This is a genomic window from Comamonas trifloxystrobinivorans (assembly GCF_043359985.1).
In the GTDB taxonomy this organism is placed as follows: Bacteria; Pseudomonadota; Gammaproteobacteria; order Burkholderiales; family Burkholderiaceae_C; genus Comamonas; species Comamonas trifloxystrobinivorans.
Map to the genome: position 1 here is coordinate 1 of NZ_JBHZGV010000020.1, position 23,369 is coordinate 23,369.

Here is a 23,369-nt window from a genome sequence, read left to right on the forward strand (position 1 = left end):
AGCGCCGCTTGCCCCAGCTCGAATCACTCATGCGCCGAGGCTACCTCGACTTTGGCAGCACTTTATGCAACAACGCCCATTGAAACTACCAATGCAGTTGACTGATGCACAAGAAATTCTGAAAAACACCCAGGCAAATTCCCTTGAGAGAGTTTTTAGGGCAGCAATAACACTTCTACGCCAACCTTCTCCCCCAGTGCTGACCCTGCGACTGCACTCGCTCTTAGCATCTATGACTGTAATTTCATCTGAGGGCCTATTGCTTCAACACACATATTGCCGAGCGATTGCCCGGGCGTTCAGCCCTGTATGGAAGGATTTGTCGCACAACGCGTTCTTGTTCGAGTCTCGAGTAAACATTCCCATGCTTAAGCGGGTAATTACAGAAGTTGAGCTTGGACACCAAGAAACTAAAGCGCTGCTCAGTTCAGCCGCCATTGCACTCGGAATTCCCCCTGAAAAGATAAGCTCGCGCATTACTTGAGCTATCTCTATTGATACGACAAGCTTAAGTTTGTAGCTTTTACAGAGTGCACAACTTCAAGTTTTCCTGATTAACAAAATATTTTCATAGCCGAAATAAAATCGTTAATAAAGCACTTAGAAAATTTATCGAAACCGCACGCAAATGATTGCACTCGACCTGCTCCAGTGCCCCGGCTGCATAATGACGATATATTCACTACCTAAAATATATCTACGAAGACGCGTGACGGAACTATCCACTACCTAAGAGCCGCTTAACTTAGGCAATCCGAAGCCCGCCAGCACCAAACTAGGCGGGCTTCGTTTCTATAGTTTGGGCGTTAACGCCCAGCCCAACGGCTAAACCCGCTTGCTAGCCGCTTGAGCTTGGTCGTTCAGCGTGTCTAGCAGTTCGCCGGCGTTGGCGGACATGGTGACTATGGCTTCGGCTAGGCCGCTGCGCAGGTAGTCGCCCAGGATCAGGGCGGTGTCGCTGTAGTCTTCGCCAGTTTCTGCTACCAGTACGCGGGCAGCGGCTTCTATGCCGCGCAGGCTGCGGGCCAGGTGGGCGGCTTGGTGGCTTTGCAGGCGCAGGGAGTGGGTAAAGCCAGCGGTCGTGTTGGCGTGGGCGGCGGCGTGCAGATCGAAAGGTGGGCGATCGTCGCGGTTGGTATTGCTCATTGCGCACCTCCCGATTTCTGCGAAATGTGGAGGGACGCGTGGCTGGCGCAGCGGTGGGGGAAGTCCATTGGTTTCATGGTTCCTTGCTCCTTAGTGATACGCCTCGCTGTCGAGGAGGCTACACCGCTAGCTGTTAGGTGTTCTTACGCACCCGCCCCGTTACGGGACTGGGCGGATTATGGCATTTCGCATTGCGCGGCGAAACGCCAAGCCACAGGCAAATTGCGCTGGATTGACCCAGGTCGTAGGCCGCAATTGAATCGCGCTTTGCTGCATGCAGAAATCTGCTCTGGAGCGCTTGTAGCCATGGCTTGAAGAGACAGACTTTCCACCCCGATCTGCTGCAAAATAAACCCCGGCCGCCTGTCCCCTCGCCTGCCCTGGAGCACCTTATGAAGATTGTGGTTGCGCTTGCCTTTGTTGCGATTTTTGCCAGCCTGGGTTCGGCTTTGTTTTTTATGCTGCGCGGCGGCCGCAGCGCGCCCGGTGACGGCGAAGCGGGTGACGCTGGCGACGCCGGCAAGAAGCGCATGGCCTGGGCTTTGACGGTGCGTATTGCCGTGTCGGTGCTGATTTTTCTGTGCATTCTGCTCGCCTGGAAGCTGGGCTATATACAGCCGCATGGGATTCAGGTGGGGCAGTGAGGTTGTGGTCGCGTTGGGTGTTGGAGTTGGTTGTAATGGGCGGCATTTGGGGTGTTGATGCCGTAGCCCCTCACCCTGGCCGGGCGCCCCTCACCCTCTCCCGCAGGGAGAGGGAATCAACAAACAGCAGGCAGCTCGTATTCTTCACAGCGCAGATAACCTAACGGTATTTCCAACCACCCACGCAGCGTAGCGGGCGTTGAAACTGTTTACCCCAATGGCAAGATGGCCGCGTAGGCGCGACGTCGGGGGCGCAGACAGTACGCCTGTACGGCAAGCCGCCGCAACAAAGCCTACGCGGCCATATTGCCACCTCAAAACGAAAACTCTCAACGTCCTATAGCACTACGCTCCGTCACCACACCCGCACACCAAACAGATAGATGAATGGATAAAAAAAAGCGCCTTGCGGCGCTTTTTTGAATTTACATCCAGTAGACCAGGATGTAGAGGCCTAGCCACACTACGTCTACAAAGTGCCAGTACCACGCTGCTCCTTCAAAGCCAAAATGCTTCTTCGCCGTGAAGTGCCCTTTTTGCAGGCGCAGCGTTATGAAGAACAACATCAGCATGCCGACAAACACGTGCAAGCCGTGGAAGCCGGTGAGCATGTAGAAGGTGGAGCCGTAGACGCCAGAGTTGAGTTTGAGGTTGAGCTCGGTGTACAGGTGGTAGTACTCGTAGCCTTGCACGAACAGGAAGATGAGGCCGAGCAGCACGGTCATCCACATGAACTTGATGCATTTGGCTCGGTTGTCGTCGCGCAGCGCGTGGTGGGCGATGGTGAGGGTGACGCCCGAGGTCAGCAGCAAGGCGGTGTTGATGGTGGGCAGCCAGAACGGGCCGACGGTTTGGAACGGGTCCACAATGCCGGCGGGCGATGCGGTGGCGCCGGGCGATACGCTGGGCCAGGCGGCCTTGAAGTCGGGCCAGAGTATGGCGTTGTCCAAGCTGCCCAGCGCGGGCACCGAGTGCGAGCGCGCCCACCACAGGGCGGTGAAGAAGGCGCCGAAGAACATGACCTCGGAGAAGATGAACCAGCTCATGCTCCAGCGGTAAGACATGTCGATGCGGTGGCTGTAGAGGCCACTTTCGCTTTCGCGGATGGCGTCGCCAAACCACTGGTAGAGCACAAACAGCCACCAGGCCAGGCCAATGAAGAGCACATATTTGGCCCATTCATGGCCGTTGACCCAGTTGCCTGCGCCCACGATGACCAGGCCCAGGCCGATGGCGGCCATCAGCGGGTGGCGCGATTCGGCGGGAACAAAGTAGTACGGCGTTGAGCCATGGGGTGTCGCACTCATTGCTGCTCCTGATTGCTGTTATTTCGATGTTGCTTGCAAGCTTGTTATACGTTTATCCAACCAACCAATGCACCAGGCCCATGAGGCCCAGCACAAATACCAGCAGGGCTACCAGCCCCACTACGATGATCTGCAAGGGCGTGATTTGCGCGCCGTCTTGCTGCCATTCTGAATCTTTTCTCACGCCCAGCAAAGACCAGCCCACGGCCTGCACGGTGCGCCAGATGCTGCCTTTGCGCGGTGCGGCGGGGCGGCCCGGTTCAGGCGTAGGCGTTGGGGTGGGCGCCGTCATCATGATGCCCCTCCGCTGCTGGCAGCGGCCGGCTCTTGCACGGCGGCGGTGGGTACGGCAGCGCCGGGGGTTTTGCCGCCTACTTCAAAGAAGGTGTACGACAAGGTGATGGTGCTGACGTCTTTGGAGAGCTTGGGGTCGATGACGAAGGCCACCGGCCATTCTTTTTTCTCGCCCGGCTCCAGCGTGTATTGGTTGAAGCAAAAGCATTCGAGCTTGTTGAAGTAAGGCGCGGCCTGTTTGGGCGCGTAGCTCGGAATGGCTTGCGCGGCCATGCGGTGGTTTTGCTCGTTGCGAAACTCGTACATGACGGTGGTGAGCTCGCCGGGGTGGACTTTCATGGACGCTACGGCGGGCTTGAAGCTCCAGGGGCCGTGGGCGTTGGCGTCGAACTCCACCAGGATGGTGCGGCTTTGGTCGACCTGGGTGTTGAGTTTGACGTCTTTCCCCGCCGTGCCGTTGCCGGGCACCTGGCGTTCGGTGAGCGAGAGGATGTTGATGCCCGTGGCCTCACAGATGCGCTGGTACAGCGGGATGAGCGCGTAGCCAAAGGCAAACATGCCCAGGGCTACCACGGCCAGTTTTCCCACCATTTTGGCGTTTTCTGCGTGCCTGCTCACCTGCTGCTCCTTTTGTTAGCTTGTGCCGGTTGGGCCGGGTTGGCCGGTTTACAAAATGCTCATCTTCACCATGAAGCCGATGAAGAAGGCCACTGCGATGGACGCCAGTATCAGCGCCAGTCGCAGGTTGGATTTGCGTTGCTCGGGCGTAGCGGCCATGGGTTTATCCGATCACCTTGGTGGCGGTGGCGTCGAGCTTGGGCGGGTTCTCGTAGGTGTGGAACGGTGCGGGCGATGGCACTTCCCATTCCAGACCTTCGGCGCCTTCCCAAGGCTTTTGCGGCGCTTTTTCACCACGGTGCTTCATGGCGGGCCAGACCACGAAGACAAAGAAGTACACCTGCATGAGGCCGAATCCGAAGGCGCCGATGGAGGCGATCATGTTGAAGTCGGCAAACTGCATGGGGTAGTCGGCATAGCGGCGAGGCATGCCGGCCAGGCCCAAAAAGTGCATGGGGAAGAAGGTGATGTTGAAGAAGATGAGCGAGCCCCAGAAGTGGATGCGGCCGCGTGCTTCGGAGTACATCACGCCCGTCCACTTGGGCGCCCAGTAGTAGTAGCCGGCAAACATGGAGAAGAGCGAGCCGGCCACCAGCACGTAGTGGAAATGCGCCACCACGTAGTAAGTGTCTTGCAGCTGGATGTCGATAGGCGCCATGGACAGAATCAGCCCGGTAAAGCCGCCCATGGTGAACACGAAGATGAAGCCCACGGCAAAGAGCATGGGGGTTTCAAACGTCATGGAGCCGCGCCACATGGTGGCCACCCAGTTGAAGATTTTCACGGCCGTGGGCACCGAGATCAGCATGGTGGCGTACATGAAGAACAGCTGGCCAGTCACCGGCATGCCGGTGGTGAACATGTGGTGCGCCCAGACGATGAACGACAGGATGGCAATGGCCGCCACCGCATACACCATGGAGGCATAGCCGAACAGTTTTTTGCGGCTGAAGGCGGGCACGATCTGGCTGACGATGCCGAAGGCCGGCAAGATCATGATGTAGACCTCGGGGTGACCGAAGAACCAGAAGATGTGCTGGTACATGACCGGGTCGCCGCCGCCGGCGGGGTTGAAGAAGCTGGTGCCAAAGTGGCGGTCGGTCAGCGTCATGGTGATGGCGCCGGCCAGCACGGGCATCACAGCGATCAGCAGGTAGGCGGTGATGAGCCAGGTCCAGCAGAACATGGGCATTTTCATCAGCGTCATGCCGGGGGCGCGCATGTTGAGGATGGTGACGATGATGTTGATGGAGCCCATGATGGAGCTGGCACCCATGATGTGCATGGCAAAGATGCTGGTGTCCATGGACGGACCCATTTGCAGCGTAAGCGGGGCGTAGAGCGTCCAGCCGGCTGCCGGTGCGCCGCCGGGCATGAAGAACGAGCCCACCAGCATCAGGCCGGCGGGGATCATGAGCCAGAAGCTGAAGTTGTTGGCACGGGCAAAGGCCATGTCGGAGGCGCCGATTTGCAGCGGGATCATCCAGTTGGCGAAGCCCACGAAGGCCGGCATGATGGCGCCGAACACCATGATCAGCCCGTGCATGGTGGTGAGCTGGTTGAACAGCTCGGGGTTGACCAGTTGCAGCCCGGGCTGGAACAGCTCGGCCCGGATCAGCAGCGCCAGCACACCGCCCACCATGAGCATGGTGAACGAGAACAGCAGGTACAGCGTGCCGATGTCTTTGTGGTTGGTGGCAAACAGCCAGCGACGCCAGCCGGTGGGCGCTGCGTGGTGGTGATCGTCGTGGTGGTCGTGACCGTGCGCGTCATGGCCGTGGTCGGCGTGGCTGTGGTCGGTAGGAAGAACGGCGCTCATAGTGCTTGACTCCGATAGCTCGTGGTGGGCTGGCGAATGGCCTTACTGCGCCGCGACAATGTCGACTCGGCGCGCCTGGCTGTCAGCGCCCTGGCCTGCGGTAATGGTTTCTGGCTTGCGCATTTCGATGCGCGTGTCGGCAACGCCGTTGTCGGTGAGCATGCGGGCCACGGCTTGGGCGCGTTGCTTGGAGAGCTCGGCGTTTTGCTCGGCGCTGCCAGTGGAATCGACAAAACCCGACAGCACCACCTTGCCAGCCTGGCTGGCCAGCGCGGCGGCCGCTTGTTTGACGGTGGCCTGGGCCGTGTCGTCCAGCTCGCTCTTGCCGCTGGCAAAAAATACCTGGTAAGGGCCGGCGGCTGCGGGCGCAGCGGCAGCAGCCGGGGCTGCAGCAGCGGGTGCGGCATCAGCAGCGGGCGCGGCTGGAGCGGCAGGCGCTGGTGCAGCCGGAGCTGCTGCGGGGGTGGCCGAGCCACCACCTTCAGGGAACTTGCCACCACGGGCTTCTACAAACTGGGCTGGTTGCACCATGGTGCCGGTTTTGTTGCTCCAGTGGTTTTTGGCGAAGGTGACGACGGCTGCCAGATCGGTGTCGCTCAGCTGCTTCCAGGCGGGCATGGCACCGTTGGCGCGGCCTTCCAGCACGGCGTGCATCATGTCGGCCGTGGGGCCGAGCACCACGGGGCTGCCGTCAAGCGCCTTGATGGCGCCAGCGCCCTTGCCGTTGGCCTGGTGGCAAGCGGCGCAGTTGGCGGCATAGACTTTTTCGCCACGGGCAACCAGATCGGCCAGCGCCCAGACTTTATTGGGATCGTCGGCCTTGGCGGCGAGCTTTTTCTTTTGCTCGGCCACCCAGGCGGTGTAATCTGCAGCGGAGAGCACCTTCACATGGATGGGCATGTAGGCGTGTTCTTTGCCGCACAGCTCGGCGCACTGGCCGTAGTAATCGCCGGTTTTCTCGGCACGGAACCAGGTGTCGCGCACAAAGCCGGGGATGGCGTCTTGCTTGATGCCGAAGGCCGGCACCATGAAGGAGTGGATCACGTCGGCCGCGGTGGTGATGATGCGCACTTTTTTGTCGACCGGCACCACCAGCGGGTTGTCTACGCGCAGCAGGTAGTCGTTAGGGGCTTTGGAGACATCGCCGCTGCTGGACATGGCGCGCTGGCCGCTGTCGAGCGTGGAGATGATGCCCAGGCCCTGGCCTTCGCCGGTGAGGTAGTCGTAGCCCCATTTCCACTGGTAGCCGGTGACTTTGATGGTGAGGTCGGCGTTGGTGGTGTCTTTTTGCGCCACCAGCACCTTGGTGGCGGGCAAGGCCATCAGGATCACGATGACGAAGGGCAGGATGGTCCAGACCACTTCGACGGTGACAGATTCATGAAAATCGGCGGCCTTGGCGCCTTTGGATTTGCGGTGCTTCCAGATGGAATAGAACATCACCGCAAACACACCGACAAAGATGATGGTGCAGATCCACAGCATCATCCAGTGCAGCGTGTGCTGCTCTTGCGCAATTTTGGTGACGGGCGGCGCCAGGTTCATCTGCCCTACCGCCGGGCCGCCCGGCAGGCTTTGCACCGCATGGGCCACTGAGGCGAGGCCTGTGCCCGCTACCAGCAGCAAAGAAGCCAGTTTTTGAGAAACACTTTTCATAGTTGTCACTTATTCTCAACTTCTCATCGTTATGAAGTGCAAGCCCCGACCAGGGGAAACCCGGGGCCGCGAAGTGCTAGCAGCAGCGGAGCATCTGCGCTTGCACCCATGCCACTTTGTCATCCATGGCGAGCATGGCGTCAACCGCGCAATATTGCAACCCATGCAATCCCGCGATCATAGGGGTTTCACAACAAAATCTGTCAGGCACTAGACAGCAGCGGCAATTGCCGTTCCAAGGCGCGCAAGCGCGGCCTGCTTATCAGTGCTTACTCACGCGGGGTGCGCCCTTGGCGCAGCATTTGCTGCATGTCTTGCATGCTGATGCGGGCTTCGCCCTCCAGCTTGACACGCGGCGTGGGCTTGAAAGCATGGCCGTAAATGATCTCGAAAGTGACCACCAGGCGGCCGCCCTCGTCGGCCCGCGCCAGCTGTCGCTCAAGCGATAGATCAAGCTGCGCCAGCCATTGGCGCCCGCGCAGCCCGGCAAAGCGCGCCGGGTGCAGGTTGCGGCCGAGCTCGCGCAGCTCGGCGCGCAGTTTGCTGGCATCAGAATAAGACAGCGTGATGCGCTCCATGTCCATCACCGGCTCGGCAAAGCCGGCTTGCACCAGCATATCGCCCCAGTCGTGCATGTCGGTGAACTCGTGGCTGGCGGCGGGCCAGCCCTGCTGGGCATAGACGGCACGCAACTCTTGCAGCGTGTCCGGCCCCAGGCAGGAGAACATCACAAAACCATCGACCGCCAGCATCTGGTGCCAGGTTTGCAGCAACTGCTGCGGCTGCGGGTGGTTGTGCAGCGCCATATTGGCCCAGAGCATGTTCATGCTGCCGGCGGCCGGCAAGCCCCATTGCAGCTTGGGCTGGCGCCAGCGGCTCACATCCCACCAGGGCGTGGCCATTTGGGCACGCAAGGCGGCTTCGTGGGCGGGCTGGTTTTCTACGATGGTGAGCGCCGACTGCGGGTAGCGCTCGGCCACGCTCTGGTGCGCGGCCCAACCACCGTACAGCGGCTCCCAGCTGCACCAGGCAGCGGGCTTTTGCATAATCCACTGCAGGCGCTCTTGCATGCGCCGCCCCACTTCGTCGTGCAGCCAAGGGCTGTGGGCGGGCATCAGTTGCTGCCAGCGCAGCGCGGCGTGGGGGTCGATCGTCGGGGGAGCGGTAAATTCAGCCATAGTGGCACCGGCACCTTGCGGCGCGGTTTTTATTTCGTCATTGTCTGCAAAGGGGCGCCATGACAGCACCCGACACCCTGGCTGCGGCAGTTGCCCCAGCCTCGGCCTGGTGGCAGCGCGCCCGGCGCCTGCTCGGGCCCTGGCCCAGCCAGTGCCTGGTTTGCCAGCGTTGGCCGAGCGACTGGTTGTGCCCGGCCTGCGCCAGCGCCTGCTGGCAAGCGCAACAGCGCCGCTGCAACCGCTGCGCCCTGCCCTTGCCGGCCAGCAGCGATGTGTGCGGCGCCTGCCTGCGCAGCCCGCCTTGGCTCAGGCGCTGCCATGCCGCCGTGGACTATAGCCCGCCTTGGAGCGGCATGGTGCAGCAGCTCAAATATCACCAGCATTTGGCATGGGCAAGCCGCATGGCGCAGCTGATGCTGCAAACGCCGGGCGTGCTGGCCAGCTTGCAAGAGGCCAACCTGATTCTGCCCGTGCCCTTGTCTGCCAGCCGACTGCGCGAGCGCGGTTACAACCAGGCTTTGCTGCTGGCACAGGCGCTGAGAAAACAAGCAAGCATCCACTTACCAGACAAAACACCAGCACTTTCCCGCGTAGAGCCGCTTGCGCTGCTGCGCCAGTTGGACACCTCCGCCCAAGCCCAGTTGGACCGCCGCGCCCGCCAGCGCAACTTGCGCCGCGCCTTTGCCGTAGCGCCCGCCTGGGCTCCGGCCATTGCCGGCCAGCAAGTGCTATTAATAGACGACGTAATGACCACCGGCGCCACCTTGGACGCCCTGGCCCAGTTGCTGCTGCGGCACGGCGCCACGGCGGTAGATGCAGTGGTTTTTGCCCGCACTGCCGCCCCGGGCGAATAGCAAAGCAGCCAACAAAAGCTTTGCCGCACCGCTACACTGGCGCCCTTGTTTTTTAGCGCCCGCCATGTTTAACGTCGTCCTCGTCGAGCCGGAGATTCCTCCCAATACCGGCAATGTGATCCGCCTCTGTGCCAATACGGGCAGCCGTTTGCACCTGGTGGAGCCGCTGGGTTTTTCGATGGAAGACCGCTACATGCGCCGGGCCGGGCTCGATTACCACGAGTACGCCCACACGCTGCGCCACGCCAATTGGCAAGCCTTTCTGGAGAGCATGCAGCCAGCGCCCGAGCGCATGTTCGCCATGACAACGCACGGCAGCAGCCCCGCTTTCGACATGCAGTTCCAACCCGGCGACTGGCTGGTGTTTGGCTGCGAGACCCGCGGCCTCGCGCCCGAGCTGCGCAACAGCTTCCCGCTGAGCCAGCGCGTGCGCCTGCCCATGGTGGCCGGCCAGCGCAGCCTGAACCTCTCAAACGCCGTGGCCGTGACCGTTTTCGAAGCCTGGCGCCAGAACGGCTTTGCCATGCCCGACGGCGGCAAGGCGCAGTAAGCCCCTAATAAAACGGCTGGATTGCCCGGTATTCAAACGACGCCGCTACGCAGAGAAGCGGGCTTTTGAATCGCTCACCCCAATGGTGAGATGGCCGCGTAGGCGCGGCGTCCGAGCTGCAGACAGTACGCCTGTACGGCAAAGCCAGGATGGCCTGCCCCGCCGCAACAAAGCATACGCGGCCATATCGCCACCTCAACACGAAGACTCTCGACACAAGCACGGCGGCAAGCTTCGTCACCACACTTGTGCCCAAAGAATCCGTAATGGACCTGGTATTCAAGCTGCCGCTTGCGAGCGCTTTACAAAGAACAGGCCCATGCCTACCAGCATCAGCAGTCCGCCAAACACCTTGTTCTGAATCCGCATCGCTTTGCTGTCTCGCAGCAGGCGGCGCAACACGCTGGCGCTGGCCGCGTAGCCGTGCATGACGATGCTGTCCACCGCCAAGGTGGTGACCGAGAGCACCAGCAGTTGCAGCCACAGCGGGCGCGTGGGTGTCATGAACTGCGGCAGCACGGCCACCATGAAGATGATGCCCTTGGGGTTGGTGGCGTTGGTGAGAAAGCCACTCAGCGTGCGCTTTTTCCAGCTGCCGGCGGGTTGCTGCGTGGCGTCGTCACTGACCAAACCGCCGGTGGAGCGCCATTGCTGAAAGCCGATGTAGATCAGGTAGCAGGCGCCCACAATTTTGACGATGTTGAAGGCCGTCTCCGAAGCCACCAGGAGCGAGCCCACGCCCGCGCCGGCAATCAGCAAGATCAGCAGCAGGCCCAGTTGCAGGCCCAGAATGGTGGCGCTGGTCTTGCGCACGCCGTACGAGAGCCCATGGCTCATCGACAACACGGCGCCCGAGCCCGGCGATACGGCAATGATGATGGCGGCCACCACGTAGGCCAGCCAGGTATGAAAGTCCATGAAAAATCCTGCAGTGCAATGCCGGCGGCGGCCCCGCTTCGCCCCTGAGCGCAACAGGGGCAAGCAGCGCGCCAAGGCGACAGTGTCGGCCAGACGCAACGGGCAAAAACCGGTGAGATGCCGATTATCACGCCCGGCCGCCAGCCGTTGCAGGCGCTACGGCTTTTACCTGTCACCTGTTTTTTTGATAGCAGTGAGCGTATGGCTGGTGCGTTCAAAACGCAAATCTTTGCAATAAATCGCCGAAAAAGCCCAAATAAAAGTAACCTTGGCAACACCGCATCGACAACAGTAACAACACCGGCACGCATGGAAGCGCACGCACCTCTTTGGCTGACCTACACCTTTTTGTACCTGGCAGCCGCCGTCATCGCCGTGCCGATTTCGCGCGCGCTCGGCCTGGGCACCATCATTGGCTACCTGGTGGCCGGCATCTTCATCGGGCCCAGCGGGCTCAAGCTGGTGAGCAATGTGCAGGACATTCTGCATTTCTCCGAATTCGGCGTGGTGCTGATGCTTTTCCTGATTGGCCTGGAGCTGCAACCGAGCCGCTTGTGGAGCATGCGCCGCCCTATTTTTGGCGTGGGCTCGGCACAAGTGCTGCTGTGCACCGCCGCCCTGGCCGGTACCGCGATTTTGTTTGGCCAGGACTGGCACGTGGCCGTGGTGGCCGCCCTGGGGCTGGCGCTGTCGTCTACCGCGATTGCGCTGCAAAGCATTGCCGAGCGCAACCTGATGTCCACCACCAGCGGTAAAACCAGTTTTGCGATTTTGCTGTTCCAGGACGTGGCGGCGATCCCGATTCTGGCGCTGATTCCGCTGCTGGCCGTAGGCCACCAGGCCAGCCAGGCCGACGGCAATATGGCACTGGAGATTGGCAAGACGCTGGCCATCATTGCCGCCGTGATTGTGGTGGGCCGCTACCTGCTGCGCCCCGTGCTGCGCTGGATTGCGCAGAGCGAGTCGCGCGAAATATCTACCGCCACCGCCTTGCTGCTGGTGGTGGGCATTGCCTACCTGATGCTGCAGATCGGTCTGTCGATGGCGCTGGGCGCTTTTCTGGCCGGCGTGCTGCTGGCCGACAGCGAGTTCCGCGCCGAGCTGGAAACCGATATTGAGCCTTTCAAAGGCCTGCTGCTGGGATTGTTCTTCATCGCCGTGGGCATGAGCATCGACTTTGCGGTGATCTGGCAAGCACCGCTGGCCATGGCGGCGGTGGTGGTGCTGTTCCTTGCCATCAAGGCCATCGTCATTTACGGCCTGGCCGCCGTGCTGCGCATGCCGCTGCAAGAGCGCCCGCTGTTCACCTTGCTGCTCGCGCAAGGCGGCGAGTTTGCGTTTGTGGTTTTCAGCGCCGCGCAGGCACAGCGCATTCTGACGCCGCAGCAATCTTCTCTGCTGATTGGCGCCGTGGCCATCTCGATGGTGGCATCGCCACTGCTGGTGACGGCGATGGACCGCTGGCTGATGCCGCGCTTTGCCAAGCTGGCCGACGACGGCGATGTGCCGACCGAGCTGCACGAGCAGCAAGAGGCGCCGGTCATCATTGCCGGCTTTGGCCGCTATGGCCAGATCGTCACCCGCGTGCTGCTGAGCCAGGGCATCAAGGCGGTAATTCTGGACCACAGCGTGGAGATGCTGCAGGTGGCGCAGAACTTTGGCTACCGCGTGTTCTACGGCGACGCTACGCGCCAGGATCTGCTGCGCATTGCCGGCGCCGAGACCGCCGAGGTGATGGTGATTGCGGTGGATGACGAGAACCAGACGAACCAGATCGTCAAGCTGGTGCAAACGCATTTTCCGCATCTGAAAATTGTGGCCCGCGCCAAAGACGTGGCGCACTGGTTTGCGCTGCGCGACATGGGCGTGCAGTACGTGGACCGCGAGCTGTTCGATTCGAGCCTGCAAACGGCCGAGAAAACGCTGGAGCTGGTGGGCTACACGCCTGAAGATGCACAGTACGTGGTGACCGTGTTCCGCGCCCACAATATTGAGCTGAGCGACAAGATGTACGAGCACCGCAACGACCGCGAAACCATGCTGGCCGTGGGCCGCCAAGGCCGCGACCAGCTGGTGGAGCAGATGATGCGCGAGCGCCAGGAGCGCCAAGCCCAAGTGCAGGAAGCGCAAGAAGCGCCCAGCAGCCCCTACCCGCACCAGCCGGACGATCCGCAAGCGCATATCTGACGCTGGCACGCCCAAAACATGGCGCTCCCGCCTTGTCCCCTTGCACACACGGTGCAAGGGCTGCGTGCTACGCTTTGCGCCCTATGTTCAACCCCTCTCAAGCCGATGTGCGGCGCTTTTTCTGCGCCGCCTATGCCAAGCAGCGCGCCGGCCAGCCCATGGAAGCCATCGAGACGCTGGCCAGCATGTGGATAGCCGAGCACCCCGAGTTCCACGCCGATCTGCTGGATGTGGATGCCGCCATTGCGCGCAACTACGACCTCACGCCCGACAAGACCAACCCGTTTTTGCACCTGTCGATGCACTTGTCGATCAGCGAGCAGTGCAGCGTGGATTCGCCCCGCGGCATTCGCCAGGCGGTAGAGCTGCTGGCCAAGAAGCGCGATCTGCATGAGGCCCACCACGAGGTGATGGAATGCCTGGGCAGCATGCTCTGGGAGAGCCAGCGCTCGGGCCGTCCGCCCGATGGCGACGCCTATGTGGCCGCCGTGCAGCGCCGCGCCACCAAAGACTGAGCCTGCGCCAGCGCGCGCAGCCCAGACGCAAAAACGCCCGGTCCAGCCGGGCGTTCGTGCCTTCTACTCCCTGCTTATTTGCTGCTACTGGTGCGAAAGCGCGGCTCAGGTACGACCTGCAAGTTGCCGTCGAGGCTGCCGATGTAGTTGGCCAGCTCTTTCATCTCCTGGTGCGTGAACTGCTTGGCCATGCCTGCCATTACCGGGTGGCCGCGGCCAATGACCGCATTGCGCTCAATGGTGTAGGACTTGAGGGCGGCGTACAGATAATCGGCGTTTTGCCCGCCGAGCTTGGGGTAACTGGGGTCGATGGGCTTGGAGAAATTCTCGCCATGGCAAGAGGCGCAAGTGCCTTTTTGCAGCAGTGCCACCACCTTGGCGCTGGGCTGCTTGCTCGGCTGGTTACCTACGGCGGGCGAGCCGTCGGTGTGTTGTTCGTAGAACGCGGCCAGATCGGCGATGTCTTGGTCACTCAGCGGATCGGCGATGGCGCGCATAGTGGGGTGTTTGCGCTCGCCCTTTTGGTAGGCATGCAGGGCCGCTTCGATGAACTTGGCGTTTTGCCCGCTGATCTTGGGCACCTGGTAGACCTCGGGGAAGCTGGCCTTGTAGCCGACGATGCCGTGGCAGCCGATACACATGGCGACCTTGCTTTCCGCTGCCTTGGCGTCACCCTTGATCTCCTGGGCCGAGGCGGCCCCGGTCACTGAGGCGACAAGCATTGCAAATATCGTGGTCCATGTTTTGTTCATTGTGCGCACAATCTTGTGAGTCAGCCCACCGCTACACGGCGGAAATCTGGGTTTATAGTCAACGCTGTACCAGCCCTGTCACCACGATTCTGCATTCACTTTCATGAAATTCCAAGGCACACAGAACTACGTCGCGACCAATGACCTGATGCTCGCGGTCAATGCGGCAATTACCCTTCAAAGACCGCTTCTCGTCAAGGGGGAGCCCGGCACAGGGAAAACCATGCTGGCGGAAGAGGTGGCAGAGGCGCTAGGCATGCCGCTGCTGCAATGGCACATCAAGTCCACCACCAAGGCGCAGCAAGGCCTGTACGAGTACGACGCAGTGAGTCGTTTGCGTGACAGCCAGCTGGCCGATGTGGAAGGCGCAGCGCGCGTCAAAGACATCAACAACTACATCATCAAAGGCGTGCTGTGGCAGGCGTTTACGGCCGACAAGCCGGTGGCACTGCTGATCGACGAGATCGACAAGGCCGACATCGAGTTCCCGAACGATTTGCTGCGCGAGCTCGACCGAATGGAGTTCTACTGCTACGAAACGCGCGAGATGATCCGCGCCAAGCACCGCCCGCTGGTGTTCATCACCTCGAACAACGAGAAAGAGCTGCCCGACGCCTTTTTGCGCCGCTGCTTCTTCCACTACATCAAGTTCCCCGACGCGGAGACCATGGTGCAAATCGTCAAGGTGCACTTCCCTACGCTCAAGCAAGAGCTGCTGCAAGCGGCGATGAAGGTGTTCTTCGAGATTCGCAACCTGCCCGGCCTGAAGAAAAAGCCCTCGACCAGCGAGCTGATCGACTGGCTCAAGCTGCTGGTGGCCGAAGACATTCCGCCCGAAGTGCTGCAAACTGCCGACCAGAAAATTGCCGTGCCCCCGCTGGTGGGCGCACTGCTCAAGAACGAGCAGGACGTGTCGCTGTTCGAAAAGCTGGTGTTCATGAACCAGCGCAACCGCTGAAGCCCGCGCCATGAGCCAGCCTCGGAAACTGCTGATCGAAGGCCTGACGGACGCAGCCGGCTTTGTGGTGGGCGCCCTGCTCGGCTGGGGCATCGCCACCCTGATCGGCTGGGATTTGTTCGCCGAAGGCTATGGCCGGGGCAGCATTGCCGCCATTGCCCTGGTGGGCCTGGGCGGCGGTGCCGGCCTGCAAGCCGCCCGCCTTTGGCGCACGCGCAACGACCCGCCTGAGTAAATAAAACTGAAACGGAGCGCTGCAGACCAGCGGCCCGCAGCGCTCGCCCTCCCCTCCTCACACAAACCGCACGAACTCACCATGGCCTTTGTAGAACCCGTCGATCTGCGCAACAACGGCATTTTGCTCACCCCGCTGGGCCTGGAACACGAGGCCGGCCTGCGCGCCTCCGCCCAGGATGGCGAGCTGTGGAAGATCCGCGTCACCTCGGTGCCCGAGCCGGAAAACACCAAAACCTATATCGAACAAGCTCTGGCCATGCGCGCCGCCGGCAACCGCCTGGCCTTTGCAGTGATCGACGAGGCCAGCGGCAAGGTGCTGGGCAGCAGCAGCTACCACGACATCGTGCCCGCCTTGAAGCGCGTAGAGATTGGCTACACCTGGTATGCGCAAAGCGTACAGCGCAGCCACGTCAACACCACCTGCAAGCTGACGCTGCTGACCCACGCTTTCGAGACGCTGGGCGCCGCCGTGGTGGGCTGGCGCACCGACAACTACAACTTTGCCAGCCAGCGCGCCATCGAGCGCCTGGGCGCCAAGAAAGACGGCGTCATCCGCCACCACGCCCCGCGCCGCGACGGCACGGTGCGCGACACGGTGATGTACAGCATGCTGGCCGGCGAATGGCCCGAAGCCAAGGCCCAGCTGCTGTACTTGCTGAACAAGCCGCGCTGATCGGCATTGGGCCCGGGCCTCAGTTGGCAGACAAGGGGGGATAACCCGGTCTGCCGCTACCGGCCACGGCGGGCATGGTGAGCAAGCTGGCTTGCGTTGCCGTTGCCCTGCTCTCCACGCTGCACATAAGCCCCCAAGGCTTCGGCCAGGTGCTCAAACAGCAGTCGTATACGGTGCGTGTGACGCTGGTCTTCGTGCATCGCCAGCCACACCTCGTAGCGCATCTCCACACTCCCGGGTAGCACGGCAACGCAGTCGGGGTCGTCGGCCGCCAACGGAATCTGGCAGGCGCCGATGCCAAAGCCCGCTTTCATGGCCATCAATTGCGCCACATCGCTGTCACAACGCAACGCAAAGCTCTCGCGCCTCAGGCCCAGGTGCTTGAGCGCTGGGTGGTCGAGAACCTGCTCGTCCCGGTCGATGCCGATCAATGGATGTGAGGCCAGTTCGGCCAGACTCTGCGGCAACCCGCACGCCTGGGCATAGCGCTCATGCGCAAACAAGCCAAGCCTCACATCACCAACATGGCGTGCGACCAAGGCACTCTGAGTGGGGCGCTGCATGCGCACGGCAATATCGGCTGCGCGCTGGAGCAGATCCTCATTGCGGTTGGAAAGCGCCAGCTCGACCACGATCGCCGGATGTTTTGTCCGAAAGGCTGCCAGCATGGCTGGCAGCACCAGGGTACCCATCATTTCACTGGCTGTTACCCGCACGGTGCCGCGCGCTTGCCCATTGGGAGCCGAAGCCGCTCTTTGCAGGCTCTGCGCTGCAGCAGCCATGGCTTGCGCTTGCGGAATCAGCGACAGGCCCAGCGCAGTCGGTCTCAAGCCTTGGCGAGAGCGCGTGAACAGGGCCGCATTCACACTTTGCTCCAAGTTGCTCACGTGGCGCCCAATGCTCGGCTGGGTCATTCCCAGCGCACGCGCAGCGCCGGACAAGCTTCCGCATTGCGCCACCGCCAAGAATGTGCGCCACAACTCCCAGCCTGGCGCTGCAAGCGCAGGCGCAGGCCCTGGGTCACGTGCTGGTTTGTTCATCGATTTATGTATAGATAACAAATGATGTTGGGGGATTTTAGTTTTATACGATCGTACCTAGCATGGGGCGTCTTCACTCCCTTCCCCACACTCCATGCGTTTTGCTTTGCTGCCGACTGTTTCATGCCTTGTGCTCGCCCTGTGTTTTGCCTTCTGGCAAGCGCCGCGCGCAACACTGCTGACCCACATGGATATCCATGCAACGCCGGAACAGATCTGGGAGCTGCTGGGGAACCCCCACAGCTACCAGGAATGGAATCCCTTCATCGTATCGATGCAAGGGGTACAGAGAGAGGGCCAGCGTCTCGAAACCCTTATGCACTCTGAAGGCAGCCAACCCATACGCTTTCGCCCCACCGTTTTGAAGGTGGTACCGGCACAGGAATTACGCTGGCGCGGCCGACTGCTGCTGCCCCGAGTGTTTGATGGCGAGCACTATTTCGAGTTGCAGGAGCAGACCGAGGCAGGCAACAGCCGTGCGCTCACACGCCTGACCCACGGCGAGAACTTCCAGGGTGTGTTGCTTTGGTGGATCGATGTTCAGCGTTTCCAGGCAGATTTCGTCCGCATGAACCTGGCGCTCAAGACTGCCGTTGAGCAGCGGCACCCACCGCATTGAACAAACTGCTGACGAGAAAATCAAGGCCATCCAAGGTCACTACCTTTTGACTGGCCGCCCCCTACAACACCGGCGCCAGCATGCCCACGGCGTTTTGGATGAGACGCTGGTGGAAAGGCCAAGCACGCACCGTGTCTGGTGCCACGAGCTGCGAAACGCTGAGGTAGCTGAGCTGGCGTGCACGGATGCTCTGCGTGGTGGGCGCATCGCAAATCAGCAGATTGTTCTCGTAGTTCAGCTCCAGGCTGCGGCGGTCCATATTGGCGGAGCCGACGATGGCCAGCTCGCCATCTACCGTCAAAGTTTTGGCGTGCAGAATGCCCAGCGGGTATTCGTACAAGGCCACGCCGCTTTCCAGCAGTTCGGCATAACAGCTGCGGCAGGCGTTGCCGACCAACCACGAGTCGTTGCGCGCAGGCACGATCAAGCTGGTTTTGACGCCGCGCCGGGGAGCAGCGCACAGCGCGCGCAGCATGGCCTCGTCTGGCACAAAGTACGGCGTGCTGATGAGCAGCTCTTTTTGCGCCGCATACATGCTGGCCACAAACATGTCGGACATGGCGTTGTGGCGGGCGGTGGGGCCGGTTTCAAAAGCCTGCACCACGGCGTTGCCCGGCGCTGCATCTTGTGGTTCCACGGGTGCGCAAGCCAGGTTGTCCAAACCGGTTTCGCCCGTCTCCGGCACCCAGCCGCTCAGAAACAGCGCTTGCAGCTGCCGCACCACCGAGCCTTCGCAGCGCAGCAGCACATCGATCCAAGGGGCATATTTTGCTTTGACGCGGAACTCGGGCTCGGCACAGTTCTGGCTGCCACAGTAGGCGAGGCGGTTGTCGATAACGACGAGCTTGCGGTGGTCGCGCAGATCGACGCGACTGAACGCCAGGTGGCGCAGCAGGCCTACATCGTCCAAAGTAGCCAGCAGCTTGACGCCGGCCTGCGCCAGCTCGCGCCACAGGGCGCTGCCGTGGAAAGCGCGCGAGCCCAGCGCATCTACCATCACCCGGCATTGCACACCGCGGCGCGCTGCATCGGCTACCGCGCGGGCCACTTGCTGGCCTACGGCGTCGTCCAGCCAAATATAGAAAGCGATGTGTACCTGGTGCTGCGCTTGCCCGATGTCAGCCACCAGCTGCGCAATGGCGGCCTTGGAGTTGCGCATGGGCTCGGTGGCGGGGGCTGCGGCATCGCCCAGCAGTTGGATGAGGTTACCAGCCACGGCCGGGAAACCGGTGATGGATTGCGCCAAAGCCGCCAGAGATTGGGCTTGCTCCGGCACGGTGGCCGGTGTTTGCGCGGGCCGCTGCAAGGTGGTTTCGGCCTCGCGCAAGCGCTTGGCCCGCGCCCGGCCAACGCTGGTTTCGCCCAACAGCAAATAGGCCAGCACGCCCACCACCGGCAGCAGCATGATGACCGCCACCCAGGCCACGCGCGATGCCGGCGCGCGGTTGGGCCGCGTCAGCGCCCGCGCCACCACCAGCAAATGCAAGACAAAGAGGAACACCGTCCACACATGGAAAAGCAGGTTGCTGGGCATGGGTTGCGCATCGCCATCCGGTAAAGATGGGCCATGCTAGCACGCCGTTTGGCGGGCCATGGGCAGCGAGCAAGCGCCTGCCAACGCTCAGGCGCAGTCGAGCAATTGCACAGACTGCAGGCTGGCCAGGTGCTGCTCGGGCAGGATGTTGCCCAGGTGCTGGCGCACCTTGTCGGCGTAGCTGGCATTGGTTTTTTGTTGCAAGAAACGCAAGAGCTGCTGCAGGTTGGCCACCAGGCCGGCTTCGTCCGGGCTGGCGTTGAGCTGGGCCAGCATGTGCTGCACATCGCTGCCGCGCTGCATTTGCAAAATGCCTTGCGCGTACATTTTGCAAGCGGCCAGCGAGCGTTTGCTGGCTGCCGTGGCGGGTGCCGGGCTTTTCTCCATGGGCGCCAGTGCAGCGTCTTGCCAGAGCGCAGCGTGCCGCGCTGTGGCAGCGGGTGCCGCAACTGGCGCAGCGGGCGGCGCAGCGCTGCGTTGGAGCAAGGCATCGCGGGCGTCAGTGCGCGTCCAGGCCTGGCCGCCTGCGGGGCGCAATACCAGGTAGCCCTGGGCGGCAAGGCTGTCGAACAGCGCCAGCGCCGTGTCGCCGAGCCAACCGGCGATCTCTTGACGGGAGCGGATGCCATCGCACAAGATGAGGATCTGGCGCTCCTGCACCGACAGGCTGGCGCGGTTACGCAATGCCAAGTGTGCCTTGTCCGTTTTGATCATCGCCATCGATCCCTGCCCTCCCAATGCCGGTAGACTGGTCAGGCTAGCACCCAATTGTTACCAAGTGTTTACAAAGCCATGCTGATCGACTTCTTCTACACCTTGCGCGCCGCCAAACTGCCGGTGTCCGTGAAAGAGCTGCTGACCCTGCTCGAAGCGCTGGACAAAGGCCTGGTCGGCCCGCGTTCGCAGGACGCCTGGAGCCTGGACGATTTTTACTTTCTGGCCCGCACCTGCCTCGTCAAAGACGAGAAGCTGTTCGACAAGTTCGACCAGGCTTTTTCGGCCTATTTCAAAGGCATGGAGCTGCTGACCGATTGGAAGAAGGAGCTGCCCGAAGACTGGCTTAAGCAGATTCTGGAGCGCGACCTGAGCGCCGAAGAGAAAGCCGCGATCGAGGCCATGGGCTGGGACGAGCTGATGGAGACGCTGAAAAAGCGCCTCGAAGAGCAAAAAGAACGCCACGAAGGCGGCAACAAGTGGATTGGCACCGGCGGCACCAGCCCCTTTGGCCACGGCGGCTACAACCCGGCCGGCATTCGCATTGGCGGGCCGGGCAAGAACCGCAGCGCCGTCAAGGTGTGGGAGCAGCGCGCCTACCGCGATTACGACGACACGCAGGAGCTGGGCACGCGCAATATCAAGGTGGCGCTGCGCCGCCTGCGCAAGTTTGCCCGCGACGGCAACGAGCTGGAGCTGGACCTGCCCGACACCATTCGCGCCACGGCGGCCAATGCCGGCTACCTGGATATCAAGATGATCCCGGAGCGGCACAACAATGTGAAGGTGCTGCTGCTGATGGATGTGGGCGGCACCATGGACGACCATATCCAGCGCGTCGAAGAGCTGTTCTCGGCCGTCAAGAGCGAGTTCAAGCACCTGGAGTTCTATTACTTCCACAACTGCGTCTACGACTACATGTGGAAAAACAACAAGCGTCGCTACGCCGAGAAGTTTCCGACCTGGGACATCATCAGAAAATATAACAAGGATTACAAACTGATTTTTGTCGGCGATGCCACAATGAGTCCCTACGAAATCCTACAACCGGGAGGCTCGGTTGAATATAACAATGAAGAGCCGGGTGCGGAATGGATCAAGCGTCTGACCAACGCCTTCCCCAAGCACGCCTGGATCAACCCCGAGCCGCAGGGTGTCTGGCAATACCGCCAGAGCATCAGCCTCATCCAACAACTCGTGGGCGACCGCATGTTCCCTCTGTCTCTCAAAGGGCTGGAGGACACCATGCGGTTGCTGTCAAAGTGACCATGCGCCTTCGCCTGACAACGCCGGTCCTGCCGGCGTTTTTTATTGCCCTCTCTGCCTTGCTGGCCGGCTGCAGCAGCACGCCGCGCGCCAGCGAGGACGGCACCCCCGCCGAAACCAGCGGGCAAGTGGCCTTCGACCTGACCGTCAAAGCCCCGGACGATGTGAAAACCTACCTGGAGCGCTATGTGGAGCTGCAGCGTTACCGCCAGTTCCCCGGCCTGCAGCTGACCGAGTTGACGCGCCTGCTCGGCGCTGCCGACGCCAATGTGCGCGAGCTGCTGGGCACGCTCGGCTACTTCAGCCCCGAGCTGCGCATTGATGTGTACGACACCGGCGCTGCGCCCGCCGACAGCGGCATCTCGGCCAGCGACAGCGCCGAGCGGCCGCAGATCGTGATCACGGTCGAGCCCGGCCCGCAAACCAAGGTGAGCGAGGTGCAGCTCGACTACAGCGGCGCCGTCACCGAAGGCGGCAACTTTGCCAGCCGCAAAGAGCGCTACCTGCGCAACTGGGATCTGCAGCCAGGCACCGGCTTTACGCAAAAAGGCTGGGACGGCGCCAAGAACGAAGGTCTGCGCAGCTTGCAGCGCCGCCGCTACCCGACCGCGTCGATTGAAACCAGCCAGGCCGATATCGACGCTGACACCCACGAGGCCAAGCTCTCGGTGCTCTACAACAGCGGGCCGTTGTACAAGTTTGGGCCGCTGCGCATCGAAGGCAGCGAGCGTTACGACGCCGAGCGCATTGCCCGCATTGGCCGCCTGCCCACCGGCCAGGAATACAGCGAAACCGCGATGCTGGACGCGCAAACCCGGCTGGCGGGCAGCGGCTATTACGAATCGGTGTTTCTGACGCTCGACACCGACACCAAAACCCCCGAAGCCGCGCCAGTGATTGCCCAGGTGCGCGAGGCCAAATACCAGAAAGCGGTGTTCGGCATCGGCATGTCGACCGACACCGGCCCGCGCCTGTCGCTCAACCACACGCACAACAAAATGCCTTGGCTGGGCTGGCGCGCGGTGAGCAAACTCTCGCTGGAGCGGAACCTGAAACTGCTGTCCACCGAGTGGACCGATCTGCCCAACGAAAACGGCTGGCGCTACTTCACCGGTGGCGAAGTCAAGCGCGAAATCAATGGCGACTTCACCGTCAACTCGGCCCAGCTGCGCGGCGGCCACCGCAAGAGCACCGACCATATCGACCGCAGCGCTTTCTTGCAATACGACTTTTCGTCGTCGGTCACCGGCACCGAGAAAATCCCCGCCAGTAGCGCGCTTAGCGCCAACTACGGCTGGACCGGCCGCTACTTCAACAACCCGACCAACCCCACGCGCGGCTACGGCCTGGCGGGCGAGTTCGGCGCCGGCATGACACTGACGCCCGAGCGCGACCCGTTCATCCGCACCGCGCTGCGCTGGCAAGGCTTTTTACCAGCGGGCCGGGTAACCGCGCCCAATGGCAGCTCGCGCAGCGCCCGCTTTTCCATGCGTGCCGAAGGCGGCGCCATATTGGCCAAAGAGTCGGCCACTATTCCGGCCACACAGCTGTTCATTACCGGTGGCGACACCACGGTGCGCGGCTACGGCTATCGCCAGATCGGCGCGCGCGTGGCGGGCGACAAAGTCTACGGCGGCCGCTACATGTATGTGGGCAGCGTCGAATACCAACGCCCCTTGGTGCGCAACGGCGAGATCAGCGACTGGGAATCGGCCGTGTTCACCGATGTCGGCTCGGTCGGAGACAAGCCAGGCGACATGTCGCCCCACTGGGGCATTGGCACGGGTCTGCGCTGGCGCAGCCCGGTGGGCGCGCTGCAGGCCGATCTGGCCTACGGCCTCAAGGATTCCCGCGTTCGCCTGCACCTGCGCCTGGGATACAGCTTTTGAC

Annotated in this window: 25 protein-coding genes and 1 pseudogene; 12 read left to right on the forward strand and 14 right to left on the reverse strand. The window is 61.8% G+C overall.

What is annotated here, in order from left to right:
- The coding region (locus ACFIQF_RS20720; RefSeq protein WP_393945545.1) for a hypothetical protein at window positions 1–484 on the forward strand (484 nt) is incomplete at its 5' end.
- 341 nt (window positions 485–825) lie between these two features.
- Here the strand turns inward: ACFIQF_RS20720 and ACFIQF_RS20725 are convergent.
- Window positions 826–1,146 (reverse strand): hypothetical protein, encoded by a 321-nt coding sequence (locus tag ACFIQF_RS20725; RefSeq protein ID WP_393945546.1) that lies wholly within the window; start codon window positions 1,144–1,146, stop codon window positions 826–828.
- Window positions 1,147–1,538: 392 nt separating this feature from the next.
- On the opposite strand from ACFIQF_RS20725, the gene ACFIQF_RS20730 reads away from it, so the two are divergent.
- Window positions 1,539–1,790, forward strand: a complete 252-nt coding sequence (locus ACFIQF_RS20730; RefSeq protein ID WP_393945547.1) for a twin transmembrane helix small protein — start codon at window positions 1,539–1,541, stop codon at window positions 1,788–1,790.
- Between the two features lie 425 nt (window positions 1,791–2,215).
- Here the strand turns inward: ACFIQF_RS20730 and ACFIQF_RS20735 are convergent, their stop codons facing one another.
- The 7 genes from ACFIQF_RS20735 to ACFIQF_RS20765 all read right to left on the reverse strand — a co-directional run bounded on the left by ACFIQF_RS20735 (window position 2,216) and on the right by ACFIQF_RS20765 (window position 8,662).
- Complete coding sequence (locus ACFIQF_RS20735) at window positions 2,216–3,097, reverse strand: cytochrome c oxidase subunit 3 (protein WP_393945548.1); 882 nt, start codon at window positions 3,095–3,097, stop codon at window positions 2,216–2,218.
- Between the two features lie 52 nt (window positions 3,098–3,149).
- Window positions 3,150–3,392: a DUF2970 domain-containing protein gene (locus ACFIQF_RS20740; RefSeq protein WP_393945549.1), complete on the reverse strand. Its 243-nt coding sequence runs from the start codon at window positions 3,390–3,392 to the stop codon at window positions 3,150–3,152.
- Window positions 3,389–4,009, reverse strand: coding sequence for a cytochrome c oxidase assembly protein (locus tag ACFIQF_RS20745; protein WP_393945550.1), 621 nt, complete (start codon window positions 4,007–4,009; stop codon window positions 3,389–3,391). The genes ACFIQF_RS20740 and ACFIQF_RS20745 overlap by 4 nt, the downstream gene beginning before the upstream one ends.
- Window positions 4,010–4,057: 48 nt before the next feature.
- Entirely contained in the window at window positions 4,058–4,168 is a 111-nt protein-coding gene (locus ACFIQF_RS20750) for a cytochrome oxidase small assembly protein (RefSeq protein ID WP_393945551.1), read from the reverse strand.
- Between the two features lie 4 nt (window positions 4,169–4,172).
- Complete coding sequence (ctaD, locus tag ACFIQF_RS20755) at window positions 4,173–5,828, reverse strand: cytochrome c oxidase subunit I (protein ID WP_393945552.1); 1,656 nt, start codon at window positions 5,826–5,828, stop codon at window positions 4,173–4,175.
- Window positions 5,829–5,870: 42 nt separating this feature from the next.
- The gene (coxB, locus tag ACFIQF_RS20760; protein ID WP_393945553.1) at window positions 5,871–7,484 is read right to left on the reverse strand and encodes a cytochrome c oxidase subunit II; all 1,614 of its coding nucleotides are present in this window, start codon (window positions 7,482–7,484) and stop codon (window positions 5,871–5,873) included.
- A gap of 269 nt (window positions 7,485–7,753) precedes the next feature.
- Window positions 7,754–8,662, reverse strand: coding sequence for a biotin synthase (locus ACFIQF_RS20765; protein ID WP_393945554.1), 909 nt, complete (start codon window positions 8,660–8,662; stop codon window positions 7,754–7,756).
- A 59-nt stretch (window positions 8,663–8,721) separates the two neighbouring features.
- Here ACFIQF_RS20765 and ACFIQF_RS20770 point away from each other — a divergent pair, with 59 nt between their 5' ends.
- Both ACFIQF_RS20770 and trmL read left to right on the forward strand, forming a co-directional pair.
- Window positions 8,722–9,516, forward strand: a complete 795-nt coding sequence (locus ACFIQF_RS20770; protein WP_393945555.1) for a phosphoribosyltransferase family protein — start codon at window positions 8,722–8,724, stop codon at window positions 9,514–9,516.
- Between the two features lie 64 nt (window positions 9,517–9,580).
- Entirely contained in the window at window positions 9,581–10,066 is a 486-nt protein-coding gene (gene trmL, locus ACFIQF_RS20775; protein ID WP_393945556.1) for a tRNA (uridine(34)/cytosine(34)/5-carboxymethylaminomethyluridine(34)-2'-O)-methyltransferase TrmL, read from the forward strand.
- 279 nt (window positions 10,067–10,345) lie between these two features.
- Here trmL and rhtB read toward each other — a convergent pair whose 3' ends face one another.
- Complete coding sequence (rhtB, locus tag ACFIQF_RS20780; protein ID WP_393945557.1) at window positions 10,346–10,984, reverse strand: homoserine/homoserine lactone efflux protein; 639 nt, start codon at window positions 10,982–10,984, stop codon at window positions 10,346–10,348.
- Window positions 10,985–11,293: 309 nt separating this feature from the next.
- On the opposite strand from rhtB, the gene kefC reads away from it, so the two are divergent.
- Window positions 11,294–13,171 carry a glutathione-regulated potassium-efflux system protein KefC gene (kefC, locus tag ACFIQF_RS20785; RefSeq protein ID WP_393945558.1) on the forward strand — a complete coding sequence of 626 codons (1,878 nt, stop codon included), beginning with the start codon at window positions 11,294–11,296 and terminating at the stop codon, window positions 13,169–13,171.
- An 83-nt stretch (window positions 13,172–13,254) separates the two neighbouring features.
- Window positions 13,255–13,686 (forward strand): DUF1841 family protein, encoded by a 432-nt coding sequence (locus ACFIQF_RS20790; protein ID WP_393945559.1) that lies wholly within the window; start codon window positions 13,255–13,257, stop codon window positions 13,684–13,686.
- Between the two features lie 74 nt (window positions 13,687–13,760).
- Here ACFIQF_RS20790 and ACFIQF_RS20795 read toward each other — a convergent pair whose 3' ends face one another.
- Window positions 13,761–14,438 (reverse strand): c-type cytochrome, encoded by a 678-nt coding sequence (locus ACFIQF_RS20795; RefSeq protein ID WP_393945560.1) that lies wholly within the window; start codon window positions 14,436–14,438, stop codon window positions 13,761–13,763.
- Between the two features lie 103 nt (window positions 14,439–14,541).
- Here ACFIQF_RS20795 and ACFIQF_RS20800 point away from each other — a divergent pair, with 103 nt between their 5' ends.
- The 3 genes from ACFIQF_RS20800 to ACFIQF_RS20810 all read left to right on the forward strand — a co-directional run bounded on the left by ACFIQF_RS20800 (window position 14,542) and on the right by ACFIQF_RS20810 (window position 16,306).
- Window positions 14,542–15,396, forward strand: coding sequence for an AAA family ATPase (locus ACFIQF_RS20800; protein WP_393945561.1), 855 nt, complete (start codon window positions 14,542–14,544; stop codon window positions 15,394–15,396).
- 10 nt (window positions 15,397–15,406) lie between these two features.
- On the forward strand, window positions 15,407–15,631 hold the full coding sequence (locus tag ACFIQF_RS20805) for a hypothetical protein (protein WP_393945562.1): 225 nt from the start codon (window positions 15,407–15,409) through the stop codon (window positions 15,629–15,631).
- Window positions 15,632–15,712: 81 nt separating this feature from the next.
- Complete coding sequence (locus tag ACFIQF_RS20810; RefSeq protein ID WP_393945563.1) at window positions 15,713–16,306, forward strand: GNAT family N-acetyltransferase; 594 nt, start codon at window positions 15,713–15,715, stop codon at window positions 16,304–16,306.
- 56 nt (window positions 16,307–16,362) lie between these two features.
- On the opposite strand, the gene ACFIQF_RS20815 is transcribed toward ACFIQF_RS20810, so the two are convergent.
- Window positions 16,363–17,088 carry a LysR substrate-binding domain-containing protein gene (locus ACFIQF_RS20815; RefSeq protein ID WP_393945619.1) on the reverse strand — a complete coding sequence of 242 codons (726 nt, stop codon included), beginning with the start codon at window positions 17,086–17,088 and terminating at the stop codon, window positions 16,363–16,365.
- Window positions 17,089–17,127: 39 nt separating this feature from the next.
- A pseudogene (locus ACFIQF_RS20820) lies at window positions 17,128–17,346 on the reverse strand (helix-turn-helix domain-containing protein); the annotation flags it as partial.
- A gap of 94 nt (window positions 17,347–17,440) precedes the next feature.
- Here ACFIQF_RS20820 and ACFIQF_RS20825 point away from each other — a divergent pair.
- Complete coding sequence (locus ACFIQF_RS20825; RefSeq protein WP_393945564.1) at window positions 17,441–17,965, forward strand: SRPBCC family protein; 525 nt, start codon at window positions 17,441–17,443, stop codon at window positions 17,963–17,965.
- A 61-nt stretch (window positions 17,966–18,026) separates the two neighbouring features.
- Here the strand turns inward: ACFIQF_RS20825 and cls are convergent, their stop codons facing one another.
- Together cls and ACFIQF_RS20835 are read right to left on the reverse strand one after the other, a co-directional pair.
- Entirely contained in the window at window positions 18,027–19,499 is a 1,473-nt protein-coding gene (gene cls / locus ACFIQF_RS20830) for a cardiolipin synthase (protein ID WP_393945565.1), read from the reverse strand.
- Window positions 19,500–19,586: 87 nt separating this feature from the next.
- The gene (locus ACFIQF_RS20835) at window positions 19,587–20,219 is read right to left on the reverse strand and encodes a hypothetical protein (protein WP_393945566.1); all 633 of its coding nucleotides are present in this window, start codon (window positions 20,217–20,219) and stop codon (window positions 19,587–19,589) included.
- A 72-nt stretch (window positions 20,220–20,291) separates the two neighbouring features.
- On the opposite strand from ACFIQF_RS20835, the gene ACFIQF_RS20840 reads away from it, so the two are divergent.
- Both ACFIQF_RS20840 and ACFIQF_RS20845 read left to right on the forward strand, forming a co-directional pair.
- Window positions 20,292–21,479 (forward strand): vWA domain-containing protein, encoded by a 1,188-nt coding sequence (locus ACFIQF_RS20840; protein ID WP_393945567.1) that lies wholly within the window; start codon window positions 20,292–20,294, stop codon window positions 21,477–21,479.
- 2 nt (window positions 21,480–21,481) lie between these two features.
- Complete coding sequence (locus ACFIQF_RS20845; RefSeq protein WP_393945568.1) at window positions 21,482–23,368, forward strand: autotransporter assembly complex protein TamA; 1,887 nt, start codon at window positions 21,482–21,484, stop codon at window positions 23,366–23,368.
- Window position 23,369 lies beyond the last annotated feature (1 nt).